The 15,296-nt window shown below is 38.4% G+C and carries 16 protein-coding genes and 1 pseudogene; 13 read left to right on the top strand and 4 right to left on the bottom strand.

From position 1 onward, the window contains the following. Nucleotides 1-109 precede the first annotated feature (109 nt). The 7 genes from ACQ86H_RS00215 to ACQ86H_RS00185 all read left to right on the top strand — a co-directional run bounded on the left by ACQ86H_RS00215 (nt 110) and on the right by ACQ86H_RS00185 (nt 6,059). On the top strand, nt 110-1,648 hold the full coding sequence (locus ACQ86H_RS00215) for a YifB family Mg chelatase-like AAA ATPase (protein ID WP_431293447.1): 1,539 nt from the start codon (nt 110-112) through the stop codon (nt 1,646-1,648). A 126-nt stretch (nt 1,649-1,774) separates the two neighbouring features. Next, on the top strand, nt 1,775-2,458 hold the full coding sequence (locus tag ACQ86H_RS00210) for a hypothetical protein (RefSeq protein ID WP_431293446.1): 684 nt from the start codon (nt 1,775-1,777) through the stop codon (nt 2,456-2,458). Nucleotides 2,459-2,519: 61 nt separating this feature from the next. Next, complete coding sequence (locus ACQ86H_RS00205; protein ID WP_138819228.1) at nt 2,520-3,155, top strand: XAC2610-related protein; 636 nt, start codon at nt 2,520-2,522, stop codon at nt 3,153-3,155. 11 nt (nt 3,156-3,166) lie between these two features. Beyond that, nucleotides 3,167-3,823, top strand: coding sequence for a SanA/YdcF family protein (locus ACQ86H_RS00200; protein WP_138819229.1), 657 nt, complete (start codon nt 3,167-3,169; stop codon nt 3,821-3,823). 415 nt (nt 3,824-4,238) lie between these two features. Further along, complete coding sequence (locus ACQ86H_RS00195) at nt 4,239-4,613, top strand: hypothetical protein (RefSeq protein ID WP_138819230.1); 375 nt, start codon at nt 4,239-4,241, stop codon at nt 4,611-4,613. A gap of 110 nt (nt 4,614-4,723) precedes the next feature. Then, a complete protein-coding gene (locus ACQ86H_RS00190) occupies nt 4,724-5,293 on the top strand; it encodes a Crp/Fnr family transcriptional regulator (RefSeq protein WP_138819231.1) in 570 nt (189 codons plus the stop codon). An 85-nt stretch (nt 5,294-5,378) separates the two neighbouring features. Beyond that, nucleotides 5,379-6,059, top strand: coding sequence for a type 1 glutamine amidotransferase domain-containing protein (locus ACQ86H_RS00185; protein WP_138819232.1), 681 nt, complete (start codon nt 5,379-5,381; stop codon nt 6,057-6,059). Between the two features lie 53 nt (nt 6,060-6,112). On the opposite strand, the gene ACQ86H_RS00180 is transcribed toward ACQ86H_RS00185, so the two are convergent. Next, nucleotides 6,113-6,367: a hypothetical protein gene (locus ACQ86H_RS00180; protein ID WP_138819233.1), complete on the bottom strand. Its 255-nt coding sequence runs from the start codon at nt 6,365-6,367 to the stop codon at nt 6,113-6,115. A 95-nt stretch (nt 6,368-6,462) separates the two neighbouring features. Here ACQ86H_RS00180 and ACQ86H_RS00175 point away from each other — a divergent pair, with 95 nt between their 5' ends. From ACQ86H_RS00175 to ACQ86H_RS00165, 3 genes are all read left to right on the top strand, one after another. Beyond that, nucleotides 6,463-6,813, top strand: a complete 351-nt coding sequence (locus tag ACQ86H_RS00175) for a hypothetical protein (RefSeq protein WP_138819234.1) — start codon at nt 6,463-6,465, stop codon at nt 6,811-6,813. Nucleotides 6,814-7,004: 191 nt separating this feature from the next. Continuing rightward, nucleotides 7,005-7,829: an MBL fold metallo-hydrolase gene (locus ACQ86H_RS00170; RefSeq protein ID WP_431293445.1), complete on the top strand. Its 825-nt coding sequence runs from the start codon at nt 7,005-7,007 to the stop codon at nt 7,827-7,829. Nucleotides 7,830-7,837: 8 nt separating this feature from the next. Continuing rightward, nucleotides 7,838-8,386, top strand: a complete 549-nt coding sequence (locus ACQ86H_RS00165; protein WP_431293444.1) for an MBL fold metallo-hydrolase RNA specificity domain-containing protein — start codon at nt 7,838-7,840, stop codon at nt 8,384-8,386. A gap of 136 nt (nt 8,387-8,522) precedes the next feature. On the opposite strand, the gene ACQ86H_RS00160 is transcribed toward ACQ86H_RS00165, so the two are convergent. The 3 genes from ACQ86H_RS00160 to proB form a co-directional block, all read right to left on the bottom strand. Continuing rightward, the gene (locus tag ACQ86H_RS00160; RefSeq protein WP_431293443.1) at nt 8,523-9,770 is read right to left on the bottom strand and encodes a glutamate-5-semialdehyde dehydrogenase; all 1,248 of its coding nucleotides are present in this window, start codon (nt 9,768-9,770) and stop codon (nt 8,523-8,525) included. Nucleotides 9,771-9,905: 135 nt separating this feature from the next. Then, nucleotides 9,906-10,241, bottom strand: coding sequence for a PUA domain-containing protein (locus ACQ86H_RS00155; RefSeq protein ID WP_431293442.1), 336 nt, complete (start codon nt 10,239-10,241; stop codon nt 9,906-9,908). After that, nucleotides 10,138-10,983 carry a glutamate 5-kinase gene (proB, locus tag ACQ86H_RS00150; RefSeq protein WP_431293441.1) on the bottom strand — a complete coding sequence of 282 codons (846 nt, stop codon included), beginning with the start codon at nt 10,981-10,983 and terminating at the stop codon, nt 10,138-10,140. Before proB ends, ACQ86H_RS00155 begins: the two co-directional genes overlap by 104 nt. Before the next feature lie 303 nt (nt 10,984-11,286). On the opposite strand from proB, the pseudogene ACQ86H_RS00145 reads away from it, so the two are divergent. The 3 genes and pseudogenes from ACQ86H_RS00145 (at nt 11,287) to ACQ86H_RS00135 (ending at nt 15,275) form a co-directional block, all read left to right on the top strand. After that, nucleotides 11,287-13,436, top strand: a pseudogene (locus ACQ86H_RS00145) (S9 family peptidase). Nucleotides 13,437-13,564: 128 nt separating this feature from the next. Further along, the gene (locus ACQ86H_RS00140) at nt 13,565-13,942 is read left to right on the top strand and encodes a hypothetical protein (RefSeq protein WP_431293440.1); all 378 of its coding nucleotides are present in this window, start codon (nt 13,565-13,567) and stop codon (nt 13,940-13,942) included. A 100-nt stretch (nt 13,943-14,042) separates the two neighbouring features. Then, the gene (locus tag ACQ86H_RS00135) at nt 14,043-15,275 is read left to right on the top strand and encodes a M16 family metallopeptidase (protein ID WP_138819240.1); all 1,233 of its coding nucleotides are present in this window, start codon (nt 14,043-14,045) and stop codon (nt 15,273-15,275) included. Nucleotides 15,276-15,296 lie beyond the last annotated feature (21 nt).

Here is a 15,296-nt window from a genome sequence, read left to right as displayed (position 1 = left end):
CCTGAACTTATAATAACTAAACCTTGATCTTTATCTAAACAATTTCTATATTAGTGATCAATATTCATCCCGAATAATTTACATCCGAGTTTATTTTAATTAAAATTAAATGCTTGTAAAAACATACGGGAGTGCTGTTTATGGCGTAAATGCACTAACCATAACAATCGAAGTGAATATTAGCGCAGGCACCAAGTACTATATGGTAGGCCTGCCCGATAATGCGGTAAAAGAAAGTTTACAAAGGGTGGCCAGCGCCATTAATGTTTCAGGTTTTCGCATGCCTAAACAAAAAATAGTGGTAAACCTGGCACCTGCCGACATGAAAAAAGAAGGCTCCTCGTACGATCTGCCAATTGCCATCGGCATTTTAGCGGCATCAGGTCAAATCCCGGCCGACGAATTAGAAGATTATTTTATTATGGGCGAACTTTCTTTAGATGGAAGTATACAGCCCATAAAAGGGGCTTTACCGATTGCCATACAAGCTCAACAGGAAGGTTTTAAAGGATTTATCTTACCGAAACAAAATGTTCGCGAAGCAGCCATTGTAAACGATTTAGTGGCGTATGGTGTAGAAAACCTGGCCCAGGTAATTGCTTTCTTTAATAAAAGCGAAGCGCTGGAACAAGTTAAAGTGAATACCAAAGAAGAATTCTTAAAAAACATCAATAATTACGAGCACGATTTTGCCGATGTTAAAGGCCAGGAAAATATTAAAAGAGCGCTGGAAATTGCGGCTGCAGGCGGTCACAATGTTATTTTAATAGGGCCGCCAGGTGCAGGCAAAACCATGCTGGCCAAGCGCCTGCCTACTATATTACCGCCATTAAATTTAAACGAAGCTTTGGAAACCACGAAAATCCATTCTGTTGCCGGAAAACTCTCTGCGAGCGATGCTTTAATGACAAGCCGTCCGTACCGCTCACCGCACCATACCATTAGCGATGTAGCCTTGGTAGGCGGCGGAATCAATCCACAACCCGGAGAAATATCACTGGCACATAACGGTGTTTTATTTTTAGATGAACTACCTGAATTTAAACGAACTGTTTTAGAGGTCATGCGCCAACCTTTAGAAGACCGTAAAGTGGCTATTGCAAGAGCAAGGTTTTCGGTAGAATATCCAGCCAGCTTTATGCTGGTGGCCTCTATGAATCCCTGCCCATGTGGTTTTTACAATCACCCGGAGAAAGATTGTGTTTGTGCACCTGGTGTGGTGCAAAAATACCTGAGTAAAATATCAGGACCGCTTTTAGACCGGATAGATCTGCATGTAGAAGTAACACCCGTTAATTTTACAGAATTAGCCTCTACTGCAGAAACAGAAAGAAGTAACCTCATCAGGGAACGTGTAATTAAAGCACGGGAAATTCAGGATCTACGTTTTGCGAATAAAGAAGAACTGCATTGCAATGCCCAAATGAGTCCGAAAATGGTTCGCAAAGTATGCCAGATCAGCGATGAAGGAAACATCCTCCTAAAATCAGCTATGGAAAAATTAGGTCTTTCGGCCCGTGCCTACGACCGGATTTTAAAAGTTGCACGGACCATTGCCGATTTAGATGGAAGTGATACCGTAGAATTGGAACACTTAGCAGAATCGATTAATTACAGGAGTTTGGATAGGAATGGGTGGGCAGGGTAATTCTTTACACAAAGAGCGGTTTAATTTGCTCGTTATCTTGATAAAGATTAAGTTTATTGATCAGCAAATACCATATATGAAAAATTTATCTTCTTATTTTTGTGCTCATTTCATAATTTATGTCGTATGAAAAATATTACAGGCATATTGTTATTATTAATTTCTGTTCAGTTATTTGCCCAAAGCGATCACCCTCAAATCCCTAAAACAGGCACTAATACAAATGCATTTGTTCCAAAAGGGTGGAAAATAATTTATCGGGCCAAAGGTGATTTAAATAAAGATCATTTACCTGATGAAGCGATCATTATCCAGAATACCAATCCAAAAAATATCATCAAAAACGACGGTATGGGCAGTGATAAACTGAATGTGAATCCTCGCATTCTTTTGGTACTTTTTAAAACATCCGGAAATTACAGCTTAAAGGCTCAAAATACCAGTTTCATTCCACCTGAAAATGATGCAGAGAACACTTGCCTTGCCGATCCTTTGCAGGAAACGGGTGCCATCAGCATAAAAAACGGCACGCTCATTTTAAGTTATCAATATTGGCTGAGCTGTGGCTCCTACGGGGTGAGTAATCTTGATTATACATTCAGGTTCCAGAATCAAAAAATGGAGCTGATTGGCTTTGATATCAAGAGTTATAGTCGATCTTCGGGAGAAGAAACCATTACCAGCCTTAATTTCTCCACACGAAAAAAAGTGAAACCTCTGGTGGCAATATGTTTAGCGACAAAACCAACAAACCAAAAACGGTATGGAAAAAGTTTAATTGGGGCAGATTGTTTACACTTGATGAAATAACGGAAGAGCTTGCCCAGAAACTTTCAGAAATATAACATAGATATATTATAAGATGCCAAACATGATCAGGATATTTTTTCTATGCTTCATATTTATTTCCAGTCATTCGTTTGCTCAAAAAGTATTCAATCAGCCAACCGCAACAGGAATCTGGCAATACATTTATCCTTTTAAAAATAAAGACTATGTACTCGCTATACAGCATTTAATTACTGAAAAAGAACCTTCGGGAGAATTATGCCATGCCAATATCTATTTCGGTAAAAGAGGCGTAAAAACCGATAAAATCTTTTGGAAAGAAAACATAGAAATGCGCCACGTCACTGACAATATCACTTACGAAGACTATAACAACGACGGTGTAAAAGATCTGTTAATTTTCGAAGATACAGGTGCCAGGGGAGGAAACTCGTTTTACAATCTTTACCTTGTTAATCCCAAAAACCATACCTTAACCAGGGTCAAAGATTTCGACAAAATTGTTAACCCCAGTTACAACAAAAAATACAAAATAATTATGAGTTATGGTTTAACCGGTACCAATTATTATCAGTTGCATAGATTTAATAAAAAGCTCGTACCATATAAAATTGGCGAACCTTTCGACGATACTGACAATTTAGATCTGGATAAAAAGATTGCCGCAATCTTAAATAATAATAATCCAAAACTGCAGATCAAAAAGATAAACAATTAGCGCATCAATAAATGAACACTAAAAAAATAATAAAACTGCTGTTCTCCGCCTTTATTTTGGGCCTTATTGTAGTGTTTGGTATTAATTTGTTAGTCAAACACCAAACTGATCCACTGATTTACTTCAACCCGCAAAACGTACCAAAAGCAAGGGTAGCCATTATTTTTGGAGCAGGCATAAACAATAATAAACCCAGTAAATATTTAAAAGACAGGCTTGATGCGGGTATAAAACTTTATAAAAACCATAAAATTGATAAAATTTTGCTGTCAGGGGATAATGGAAGTGATGCACACGACGAACTTACTGTAATGAAACTTTACTGTTATGAACATGGTGTTGATACCAATAAAATTTACCTGGATTATGCAGGTTTTGATAGCTACTCGACACTTTACAGATCAAAATTTATTTTCAATATAGACACCGCAATTCTGGTATCGCAAAAATATCATTTAAATAGATGTATCAGCACCGGCAATAAACTAGGAATAAAATCTTATGGTTTTGCTGCTGATCAAGGAACATATCAAGGCTTCAAATACGCCTCATTCAGAGAGTATTTTGCTATAGCAAAATCTAAAATCGATCTGATTATGGGCAGGAAACCCCATTTTTTAGGTGAAACGGTTAATATTAACGGACCATCAAACTACACCAAAGAATAGCATGAAACACCGCTCATTTTGTTTTGACTATTTTTTACTTGTAACCCTGTTCACAAAAAAGATTGCGATCCTGAAGCACCTTATTTAGCTGATTTACTAAAAAACAACAGTAAATTAAAAAGGTTGAAATGCTGGACTTTATCAATGGCTAAATTGAACAAGTTCATTTAAACTGAACAGTTTTATTGCTTTCAACTGATCAGTCCAGGTTTGAAAATAGATTATTTAACAGTCCAAGCTAAAATAAAGAATTACCCTAACAAAAGCCTAATATACAACTACTTAATAAACAAATTTAAGATCCCTGCTTTCCAATACCTCATCTCATTTACAGATCATATTTTTTGTTTGGCATAGTCATTGTCATAACACTGTTACATTTATGACCTATTTAAAAATTAAAAAAGTGAAAGAGATGAAAAAAACAGTTCAAATTTTCAGCATGCTTTTAATAGCATTAACCGTAATGGTATCGTGTAAAAAAGATACTGACCCTGCAGATCGCGATTTCTTTGTAGGCACGTACAAAGGTTCGGTTTCATACCGCAGTGGAGAAAATACTATTACCAGTAGCGATGGAAAAGTAACCGTAAGTAAAGTTGGCGAAACCTATAATTTTTACTTTGGCAACAACATTCCGGATATTACGGGAGTAAAATTCGAAAAGAAAGGCGATAACAGCTACGTAAGTATTGGCTCGGGCCTAACAGGCATTAGCATCGACGCCAGCAACCTAACCATCAGGGTAGTTAGAGACAGCCAGCTTTGGACGGCAGATTGTACCAGATAACAAGGAATATTTAAAAATAATGCCCGATTAGATCGGGCATTATTTTTTTGCCTTTCCCCAGTCCAAAACCAAAAAATGCGTTTCATGCTTAATTTAGTTAAATTTATAGCATGAGTTTTGAATTAAAAACACACCTCGAAGAAATCATTTCCCTCACCGATCAGGAGTTTGAGCATATAGCGGCACATTTCAAATCAAAAACGCTTAAAAAACACCAATACCTGATACAGGAAGACGAATTTGTCAATCACATTTATTTTGTTGTTAAAGGTTTATTAAAGGCCACTTTTACAGATGCCAATGGTAAAGAGTATATTATCCAGTTTGCGATGGAAAACTGGTGGCTTTCCGATTTCAGGGCTTTTTATGGTCATGTTAAATCAATTACCAATATCAGCTGCCTGGAAAACTCCGATCTGCTCTCCATCAGCAAAGATAATTTAGATCAGCTATGCAGCGAAAGCCATAAAATGGAGCATTTTTTCAGGATAAAAAACAGTTTGGGCTACGTAGCTTTACAGCAAAGGATTTTATCACTTTTGACCACAAGCCCGAAAGAGCGTTTTGAACAACTCGCTCAACAGTATCCCCAATTGATGCAACGGGTTTCTAAAACAATAATCGCAGCATACCTGGGCATTTCCAGAGAAACCTTAAGCAGGCTTTCCGCAAAAGTGTGATTTTGCGCACATTAAATTTGTGATCGAAGTCCTTTGCTGCCTTAACAAACAGCACTAATTTTGTGATACACTTAGCATAAAAAATATGAATAAGAAAGTTTTATTCGTGCTTACTAGCCACGACGAATTAGGAAATACAGGTTTAAAAACAGGTTTTTGGTCAGAAGAATTGGCGGCGCCATATTATGCCTTAGCCGACAAAGGTATTGATATTGTATTGGCCTCACCAAAAGGTGGTCAGCCACCAATAGATCCTAAAAGTGAAGATCCTTCTTTTCAAACCGAAACGACGAAAAGAATGGACAAAGACACTGTTCTTTTGGCCAAATTAAAAAACACCACTCCATTGGCCGATATAATAATGGATGATTATGATGCAGTTTTTTATCCTGGTGGCCACGGACCACTTTGGGATTTAGCAGAAAGCGCAACTTCACAACAGCTCATTACCGAGTTCTATACCGCCAGCAAGCCTGTTGCTTTTGTATGTCATGCTCCTGGAGTGCTTAAGGATGTAAAGATAGATGGTGAATACTTGGTGAAAGGAAAAAATGTAACCGGATTTACCAATACCGAGGAAGAAGCCGTACAATTAACAAATATAGTTCCTTTCTTAGTAGAGGATATGTTGATAAAAAATGGTGGTCATTACAGTAAGATAGCTGATTGGAATCCCTATGCTGTAGTTGACGGCTTATTGATTACCGGACAAAATCCTGCCTCATCAGAAAAAGTTGCAGAAGAATTATTAAAGCTCCTTGCCTAAATTTAAATCCTCAACACGGAGTGGTTTAGCCAAGCCTTGTTGAGGATTGCTTATTATAATTCGTCTTCTTCCTCGTCTTCAGGTTCGGGCACATAATTTTCAATCGCCTGCCCAATTGCATTCACCTCTTCATCTTCCTCAAAAATTGGAAGTTCTGTTTTATAATCCATTTTCAACCAGATCGATGAAGTATCTTTTTGGATCTGAATATATTCTCTTCCATCTTTGAAAATGGTGTATGAATCATTCCCCTCTGGAAAAACTGAATAATTAATTGGTCCTATCTCTATATCAAAAGGTTCTTGCATAACTGATATTTTCTTGCAAAGATAAAAATCTTTTTGTTGAGCTAGCTAAGCCATACGCCAGACTTTGTTATCTTTATCCTAATAAATTTTAACCTATGGATTTTTCAAAAGCAGACAATAAAGTTGCCCGAAAATTATTCGAAGTCGCTTTACAACGGGAACTAAAAAACGAAATGCAGGTATTTTCCGAAATTTTAGACCAATGGAAAACACAACAGCCTGAAGACAACAGAGACGATTATTACAAAATTTTTACTGCTGTAACAGATTTCGACAAGCACATCGCCAGAAGATACGACGGGCTTAGAAATTCATGGTTTTTAGGTACTATAACTGCTCTGCTTGTAGAAAAAATCATCACAGCAGCTGATTTAGAAGATTTTTCGGAAGAGGCAAAAAGTGAAATATCAAGGAGCCTTAAATTCAGAGAAGTTAATCAATTATAAATAAGTTCAAATTCAGGAAAGGTAGAGGTCTGATTTTACTTTGTAAAGAAATTACGATTATTTCAGTGTGCATTGTGGTTTTTCTCTGCGACCTCCGTGTTAAATGAAATTAAAAAATTACGCATGATTGTTTAAAAATCCCATCATTTATACTACTTTACGGCTAAAGATTTTACGCGATAGATAAGAAGATGAAGTTAACGTTTTGGGGCGCAGCACAACAAGTAACAGGCAGTATGCACCTGCTCGAAATTGGGCATTATAAAATATTGATAGATTGTGGATTAGATTACGAGAAGGAAACCTACCAGGAAGAAAACCAACAATTCCCCTTCGATCCGGCAAGTATAAACCTGGTAATTTTAACTCACGCGCATATTGATCATTCTGGTAATCTGCCCACATTGGTTCGACTGGGTTTTGACGGCCAGGTGCTTTGTACACCACCAACCGCCGATCTTACTTCGATATTGCTGTTCGATTCTGTTGAGCTTTTTTTAAGAAAAGCCGGCAGAAAACCACGTACTAAACGCGGTAACTTCAGCGGACCAAAACCATTGTACCTGCACAAGCACGTAATGGACACGATCGATCGTTTTGTAACCATTGCTTTCAACAAACCTTTCAAAATTAATGGCGATATCAGCTTAACTTTTGTCCCTGTTGGTCATTTGCTGGGTGCTGCAGCAGCCATTTTAACCATAAATGATCAGGGTGCAGAGAAAAAAATAGCTTTTACCGGCGATATCGGCAGAGAAAATTACCCGGTTTTAGTTAACCCAGAACCACTGCCAGAAGTAGACTATATAGTAAGCGAAGCAACTTATGGAGGCAGAATGCATACCAAAGACCAAACGCTTGAAGACCGCCTGGTTCAGGAGATTACCGAAGCCTGTATCAAAAGTCCTGGACGATTGATTATTCCGGCATTTAGTATTGGCCGTACACAATCGCTGGTATTTGCCTTAAACCAGATATTTACCAAAAAACTGTTGCCCCCATTCAGATTTTTGTAGATAGCCCTATGGCCATTCAAGCGACCGAAGTTTACCGTAAACACCATAACCTGGTAAATCAGGAAGCGAAAGATTTTTACCAGACTATGGGTGATGAGTTTGAATTTGAGCATCTGGCTTACGTTCAAACCATGAAAGAAAGTAAAGATGTTTCTAATTATTTCGATCCCTGTATCATTATTTCCTCTGCCGGCATGTTAGAGGGTGGAAGGATCCAGGATCACCTGTATTATAATATTCAGAACTATTATTGCACCATCCTTTTTATTGGTTACTGTGCAAAAGGGACCCTTGGATACAAGTTATTAAGCGGAGCACCTATTGTTCGCATTAAAGACCGCGAAATGATGGTTTACGCCACCATCCGTAAAACTGACCTCTTAAGCGGCCACGGCGATCATAACGATTTAGTGAAAACAATTAAACAAACCGGTCAGCCTAAAAAAGTTTTCCTGGTGCACGGCGAGGATAAAAGCCTGCAAAGTTTATCACAGGCATTGCAGGAAGATGGCTTTAATGTGGCGGTACCTGAAAGGGGAGAGGTTTTTGAACTTTAGTTCAATCGGTCGTCGTGTTAATAGTCCATGGTCCTTTGGCTCATAGTTGATGGCCATTGCGGCTAAAAAACCATGGCCAATGAACTATCAACCAAAAAAGATTCTTCGCTGCGCTCAGAATGACAACAAAACATCATTATCCCCTCACTTGCCCATTACCCCGTACTACCCATTTATAACTGGTCAGTTCCTCCAAGCCCATTGGTCCGCGGGCATGGAGTTTTTGCGTACTAATGCCAATTTCGGCTCCAAGACCAAACTGGGCACCATCGGTAAAACCAGTAGAAGCGTTGGCATACACCGCAGCGGCGTCTACTTCATTTAAAAATTGTGCGATATTGTCTGCACCTTCGGAAATAATGGCTTCACTATGTTTGGAACTGTAATCGGCAATGTGGTTTAATGCTTCTGCTAAATTCGCTACAACTTTGACCGCCAGTTTTAACGATAAAAACTCTGTTCCAAAATGTTCTGGTGTGGCTTGGTTTAATAAGTGGGATGGATAAGAAGATTTTAATACTCCATAGCTTTTCTCATCAGCAAATAACTCCACATTTCCATCAGCCAAAGGAGATAAAAGCGCCGGCAGATCATTTAATCTGTTTTCGTTAACCAGCACACAATCTAGAGAATTACAAACGCTCACCCTCCTGGTTTTAGCATTAAAAATAATTGCCTTGCCTTTCTCTAAATCACCCGATTCATCAAAATAAGTATGTACAATGCCCGCACCGGTTTCAATAACCGGGATTTTACTGTTTTCCCGAACGTAATTAATCAACGATTGGCTTCCTCTCGGAATCAATACATCCACAAATCCCCGTGCATTTAATAAAGCTTCGGTTGCGGCCCTTTCCGCAGGCAGTAAGGTTAAAACATCGCGGTTTATTTTATGATTATCCAACACCCCATGTATTACCTTTGCAATTGCGAGATTAGAAAATTCAGCGTCACTTCCACCTTTTAACACGGCAACATTCCCGGTTTTAAAACAAAGCGAAAATACATCGGCAGTAACATTCGGCCGTGCTTCGTAAATCACACCCACAACACCTAAAGGCACACTAACCTTTTGGATGTGGAGTTGGTTATCCAATATTTTATCAGAAAGGACTTTACCCAATGGACTGTTTAAGCCTGCAACATTTTTAAGGTCATTAGCAATATCTGCAATACGTGCTGCGCTTAATTTTAACCTGTCGTATTTAGGGTCTTCGATAGGCATTTTAGCCAAATCCTTCGCGTTTTCAATAAGAATTTCGGCTGTATTAGCCAATAGAGCTTCTGCCAGATCCTTTAAAACAGTATCTGTTGTTTCTTTGCCCAAACTAATCAAAGTGCGACTAGCCTGTTTCGCTTTTTCGAAGTATTGTTTGTAATTCATGTTGTTAATTATTAACCGTAAAGAGCGCTAAGTTTTTCGCAGAGAACACTAAAGTTAATTGCATATTTACGACCTTGTTTACCCTATCTCTGTGTACCTTCGCGCATCTCTTTGCGTCCTTTGCGGTAAACCCCTTTAAATAGCCGAGTAAAAATAATCATAATGCACCAAAGCCTTTTGTTTCTTCTGTCCAATACGCTCTCTGGCTTTATCAGAACCATATTCTGCTATTCCCAATCCAATCAGGTTATTTCTTTCATCGATAATTTTAATAATATCGCCTTTTAAAAAATCCGTCTGGATTTCAATAATTCCCACGGGTAATAAACTGGTGGCTTTACCAGAGGTTAGTACCGTTTTAGCGCCATCATTTAGTTTGACTATTCCTGTAGCGGCGGTTTCTGAATGAGCAATCCATTTTTTTGCCTGACTTGCTTTTCTCGGGAACAAAGCGTGTATGCACCAGTTCATTGTTCAATAGAGAAGTCAGTACATCATCTTTCGTTCCATTGGCAATATGAACCGTTATACCTAATTTAGCCACTTTTTGTGCCATGGTCGATTTGGTAATCATTCCACCCCGACCAAATTGTGATTTTCCGGTTTGTATAAAGGATGCCAGGTTAGTAACCGAACCATTAATTTCCTCAATAACAGCCGAACCCTCAACTTTCGGATCACCGTTATAAATACCATTTACATTCGATAAAATAATCAACGCATCGGCATTTAACATGGAGGCGATTAGCCCTGCCAGTTCATCATTATCCGTAAACATCAGCTCAGTAACCGAAACTACATCGTTTTCATTCACCACCGGGATTACTTCATTTTGAAGCAAAATCTGCAGGCAGTTTTTCATGTTCAGATAATGCGCCCGGTCTCGGAAATCTTCTTTCGTAACCAAAACCTGCGCGCATTGTATAGCATGGGCAACAAAGAAATTGGAGTAGGTATTAATCAGTTTTACCTGACCAATGGCCGCCAATAGCTGTCGGGTAGTTACCGCATCCTGTTTTTCGGATACTTTAATCAAACTTCTGCCCGATGCTACCGCACCAGAAGACACCAAAATCACTTCAATACCCTGCTTTTTAATATCCGCCAGTTGATTTACAAGGTGTTCAATCCTCACTTCATCCGGCAAACCATTCGCTTGCGTAATTACATTCGAACCAACCTTAACAACTATCTTTTTGTATTCTAATTTCATTATGATTTCAAACCGTTTGGATGTGGCAATTTACCATCAATTTTTCTAATTCAGATGATTATCTATAGGCTTGATGGATTTTTGCTAAAATGGAAATGAGTTTGGGGTTGAGCGTTTGGAGTCTATTAACCGATTTAAACAATTAACCGATTAACCCTCTACAACAATTTGAAGGTAACAATCTAACCATTCAATAATTAAACAATTTCTTTTACAATTAACCACCACGCCACTAATAAACCAATGGTTAATGAACTATTGAACTAAATTATTAAATTGCAATTGAACCGAAATCAAACCGCTATGAAACGTATCTTACCCAGCCTTATATTGCTCAGTGCAATTACGGCCTGTAATCAACCTCAAAAGAAAGAAATGAAAGCAATAAAGTGGCCTGATGCAAAGGCGCCCATAGCGGAAATTATTCCGCACCAAAGAGTTATACACGGCGATACCGTAGTAGATAATTATTATTGGATGATCGATTACTTTAAAAAAGGTCCTGACAGCACAAAGGTTGTCGATTATTTAAAAGCCGAAAATACGTATCTCAACACAATGATGAAAAGCACAGATCAATTTCAGGCGGATCTGTTTAAGGAAATGAAAGGTCGGATCAAAGAAAAAGACGAATCGGTTCCGGTTTTTAGAAATGGCTACTACTATTACTCCCGGACAGAGGATGGACAACAATATTTTAAATACTGCCGTAAAAAAGGAAGTTTATCTGCAGCGGAAGAAATCTTGCTGGATGTAGATCAACTGGCAAAAGGCCATTCCTATTACAGCGCCACCGGATTTAGCGTTAGTCCCGATAATAAACTTTTAGCTTTTGGTGTCGATCAGGTTTCGCGCCGTCAGTATACCATTAACATTAAAAATTTAGAAACTGGCGAAATTTTAAAAGATGCCATTATCAATACTGAAGGTGGGGTGGCATGGGCCAACGATAATAAAACGTTCTTTTACACGTCAAAAAATCCGGTTACGCTACTAAGCGAAAAAATCAAAAAACATATACTTGGTGCAGATGCCAAAACAGATGCGGTAGTTTACGATGAGAAAGATAATACCAACTATATCGGTGTAGGCAAATCAAAAAACGGAAAGTATATTTTTATCGCCTCACAGGGAACGCTCACTTCAGAATATAAAATAGTCGATGCCGACCACCCGGAAAGCCCCTTTAAAGTTTTTGCAGCCCGATCAAAAGACGTATTATATGATATAATGCCTGTTGATGACAAATTTTTGATCTTAACCAACTGGAACGCTAAGAATTTCCGTTTAATGGAATGTCAGCTGGATAAAACCGAAAAAGAAAACTGGAAAGAAGTGATTCCGCACCGTGCCGATGTGTTATTGGAAAGTGCTGAAGAATTTAAAGATTTTACTGTTTTATCAGAGCGTAAAAACGGATTAACCGAGCTACGAGTACTCAAAAAAGACAAAAGCGATTATTATATTAAATTTGACGAACCTGTTTATGACGCTGGCGTAGGGGCTAACCCCGAATATAACAGTACAACCTTACGTTATTCATATACCTCATTAACTACTCCAAACTCTACCTATGATTACGATCTGGTAAAAAAAGACCAGAAACTAATGAAACAACAGGAGGTTTTGGGTGGCTATAATCCAAAAGATTATGTTACTGAACGTGTTTTTGCAACGGCGAAAGATGGCACTAAAGTACCAATTGCCCTGGTTTATAAAAAAGGCTTCGAAAAGAATGGAGAATCGCCTTTGTTACTTTATGGTTATGGCTCTTATGGAGCAAATTCTGATGTTTATTTCTCTTCACCACGTTTAAGCCTGTTGGATCGTGGTTTTGTATTTGCCATCGCCAATATCCGCGGCGGACAGGAAATGGGCCGCCAATGGTACGAGGATGGAAAACTGATGAAAAAGAAAAATACATTCACCGATTTTATTGCAGCAGGGGAATATTTAATTGATCAGAAATATACCTCAAAAGGCCATTTATATGCACATGGTGGCAGTGCCGGCGGTTTATTAATGGGCGCAGTGGTTAATATCGCGCCTGATTTATGGAATGGTGTGATTGCCGATGTTCCATTTGTAGATGTGGTTAATACCATGCTTGATGAAAGCATTCCGCTTACTACAAACGAATTTGATGAATGGGGAAACCCAAAACAAAAAGCAGCTTATGAATACATGAAAAGCTATTCGCCTTACGAAAACGTAGAGAAAAAGCTTACCCAAATATGTTAGTTACAACCGGTTTACACGATAGCCAGGTGCAGTATTTTGAGCCGGCAAAATGGGTAGCCAAATTAAGGGCAACCAAAACCGATAAAAATGTGCTGTTGCTGAAAACCAACATGGAATTTGGCCATGGTGGCGCCTCCGGCCGTTTCGACTATTTAAAAGATGTGGCATTACGCTGGGCCTTTTTATTCTCGCTGGAGGGAATAACGAAATAATTTTTTACCCGGCTCGTCATTCCCAACTTGATTGGGAATCTTAATGCATAAACGCTTTAGGATTCCCAATCAAGTTGGGAATGACGACCATCTTTTAAAATTTAAATCAAAACCTATTTCACCCTACAATGAACACCAAACTAAAAACACTCCAAATTATTCACCTCGCATTATGCTCAGGTGTTTTCCTCTTTGCATTGGTAACCATCTTCCTTAACCGCGAAATCATGTTTTTTGATGCCAATCCGCAAACCACTGCACCTTTTAACCCTATATTTCCAATTATGGGGCTGATTACCATATCAGGAAGCATTTTCTTTTACAGAAATTTAATTTCTAAAATCGATAAATCTGCCTCTGCCGATACGAAGATCAATATGTACCAAAGTGCTTTTATCATCAGTTCGGCACTTTTAGAAGGCGGGGCGCTTTTTAATATCGTTGGCTTTTTTATCACACACAACTCTTTCTTCTTAATCTTTGGCCTCGCTAATTTTGTTTTTTAGTCCTTAAGAGACCAACAAAAGATAAATTGATTTCCGCCTTACAATTGCAATACCCCGATACAGAGGCTTTGTAAGCAATTAGCCTTATCTTTGCCCCTCAATGGAATACAATGTTCACACCCTGCCAAACGGCATACGCTTATTGCATGTGCCTTCGGCTTCAGCCATATCTCACGCTTGCATTATCATCAATACAGGATCACGCGATGAACCTGAAAATAAAGCAGGTTTAGCGCATTTTATCGAACATTTAATTTTTAAGCGGACTGAAAAACGAAGTACCAACCAAATTTTAAACCGTTTAGAAAGCGTTGGCGCAGATTTAAATGCCTATACTACAAAAGAATATACTTGCGTACATGCGTCTTTTTTAAATCCCTATCTCGATCGGACATTAGATCTTTTTAACGATATTATGTTCCATTCTACTTTCCCGGAAGAGGAAATGGATAAAGAAAAAAGCGTGATTCTGGATGAAATTTCATCTTATTTAGATCAGCCCGAAGAAGCCATCAATGATGATTTCGAAGATATGCTTTTCGCCGGGCATGCATTGGGTAATAACATTCTGGGCACAACAGAATCAGTTCAAAACTTTACACGCGAGGATGTCATCAATTTCAGAAAAGCCAATTACCGCACCAACGAAATCGTGGTGGCCATTTTAGGAAATTATACTTTAAACAACATTGTAAATAAAGGAAGCAAACATTTTGCTGATGTTGAAGAGAACAATCCGGTTAAAAAAAGGATTAAACCAGGCATACTTCCGCAGAACAATACCACCATTTACAAACCGATTATGCAGGCACACTGTATTTTGGGTACACAGGCCTATTCTACCTATCAGTCGCAAAAAGTTCCTTTAATGCTCCTCAACAATTACTTTGGTGGTAATGGAATGAGCTCGGTTTTAAACTTACAGATCAGGGAAAAATACGGAATTGCCTATACCATCGAATCTAATTTCTCGCCATTACACGATACCGGAATTTTTTCCATTTATTTTGGTACAGATAAGGAAAAACAGACCAGGGCACTCTCTTTAATCTTTAAAGAGATCAAAAAACTTAAAGAGAAACCTTTAAACGAGTTGCAGCTGCAAAAAGCCAAAAACAAATTTATCGGACAGATTGCTTTAGGAGAAGAAAACAGGATTGGTTTAATCATATCAATGGCCAAAAGCCTGATTGATCATGATAAAATAGATTCGTTGGAGACTGTTTTTGAGAAAATTAATGCCGTTACCACCACACAGATGGTTGATGTTACGCATGAAATTTTAGATATTGACAAACTGAATATCTTTACTTTCTGTCCAATAGAGGAATAATTGTTATTTTTGCAAGTCAAA

Origin of the sequence: Pedobacter sp. P26, assembly GCF_050632135.1 — a bacterium.
Lineage (GTDB): Bacteria > Bacteroidota > Bacteroidia > Sphingobacteriales > Sphingobacteriaceae > Pedobacter.
The sequence above is the reverse complement of the archived record's forward strand: the minus strand, read 5'-3'. Positions and strand labels throughout refer to the sequence as shown.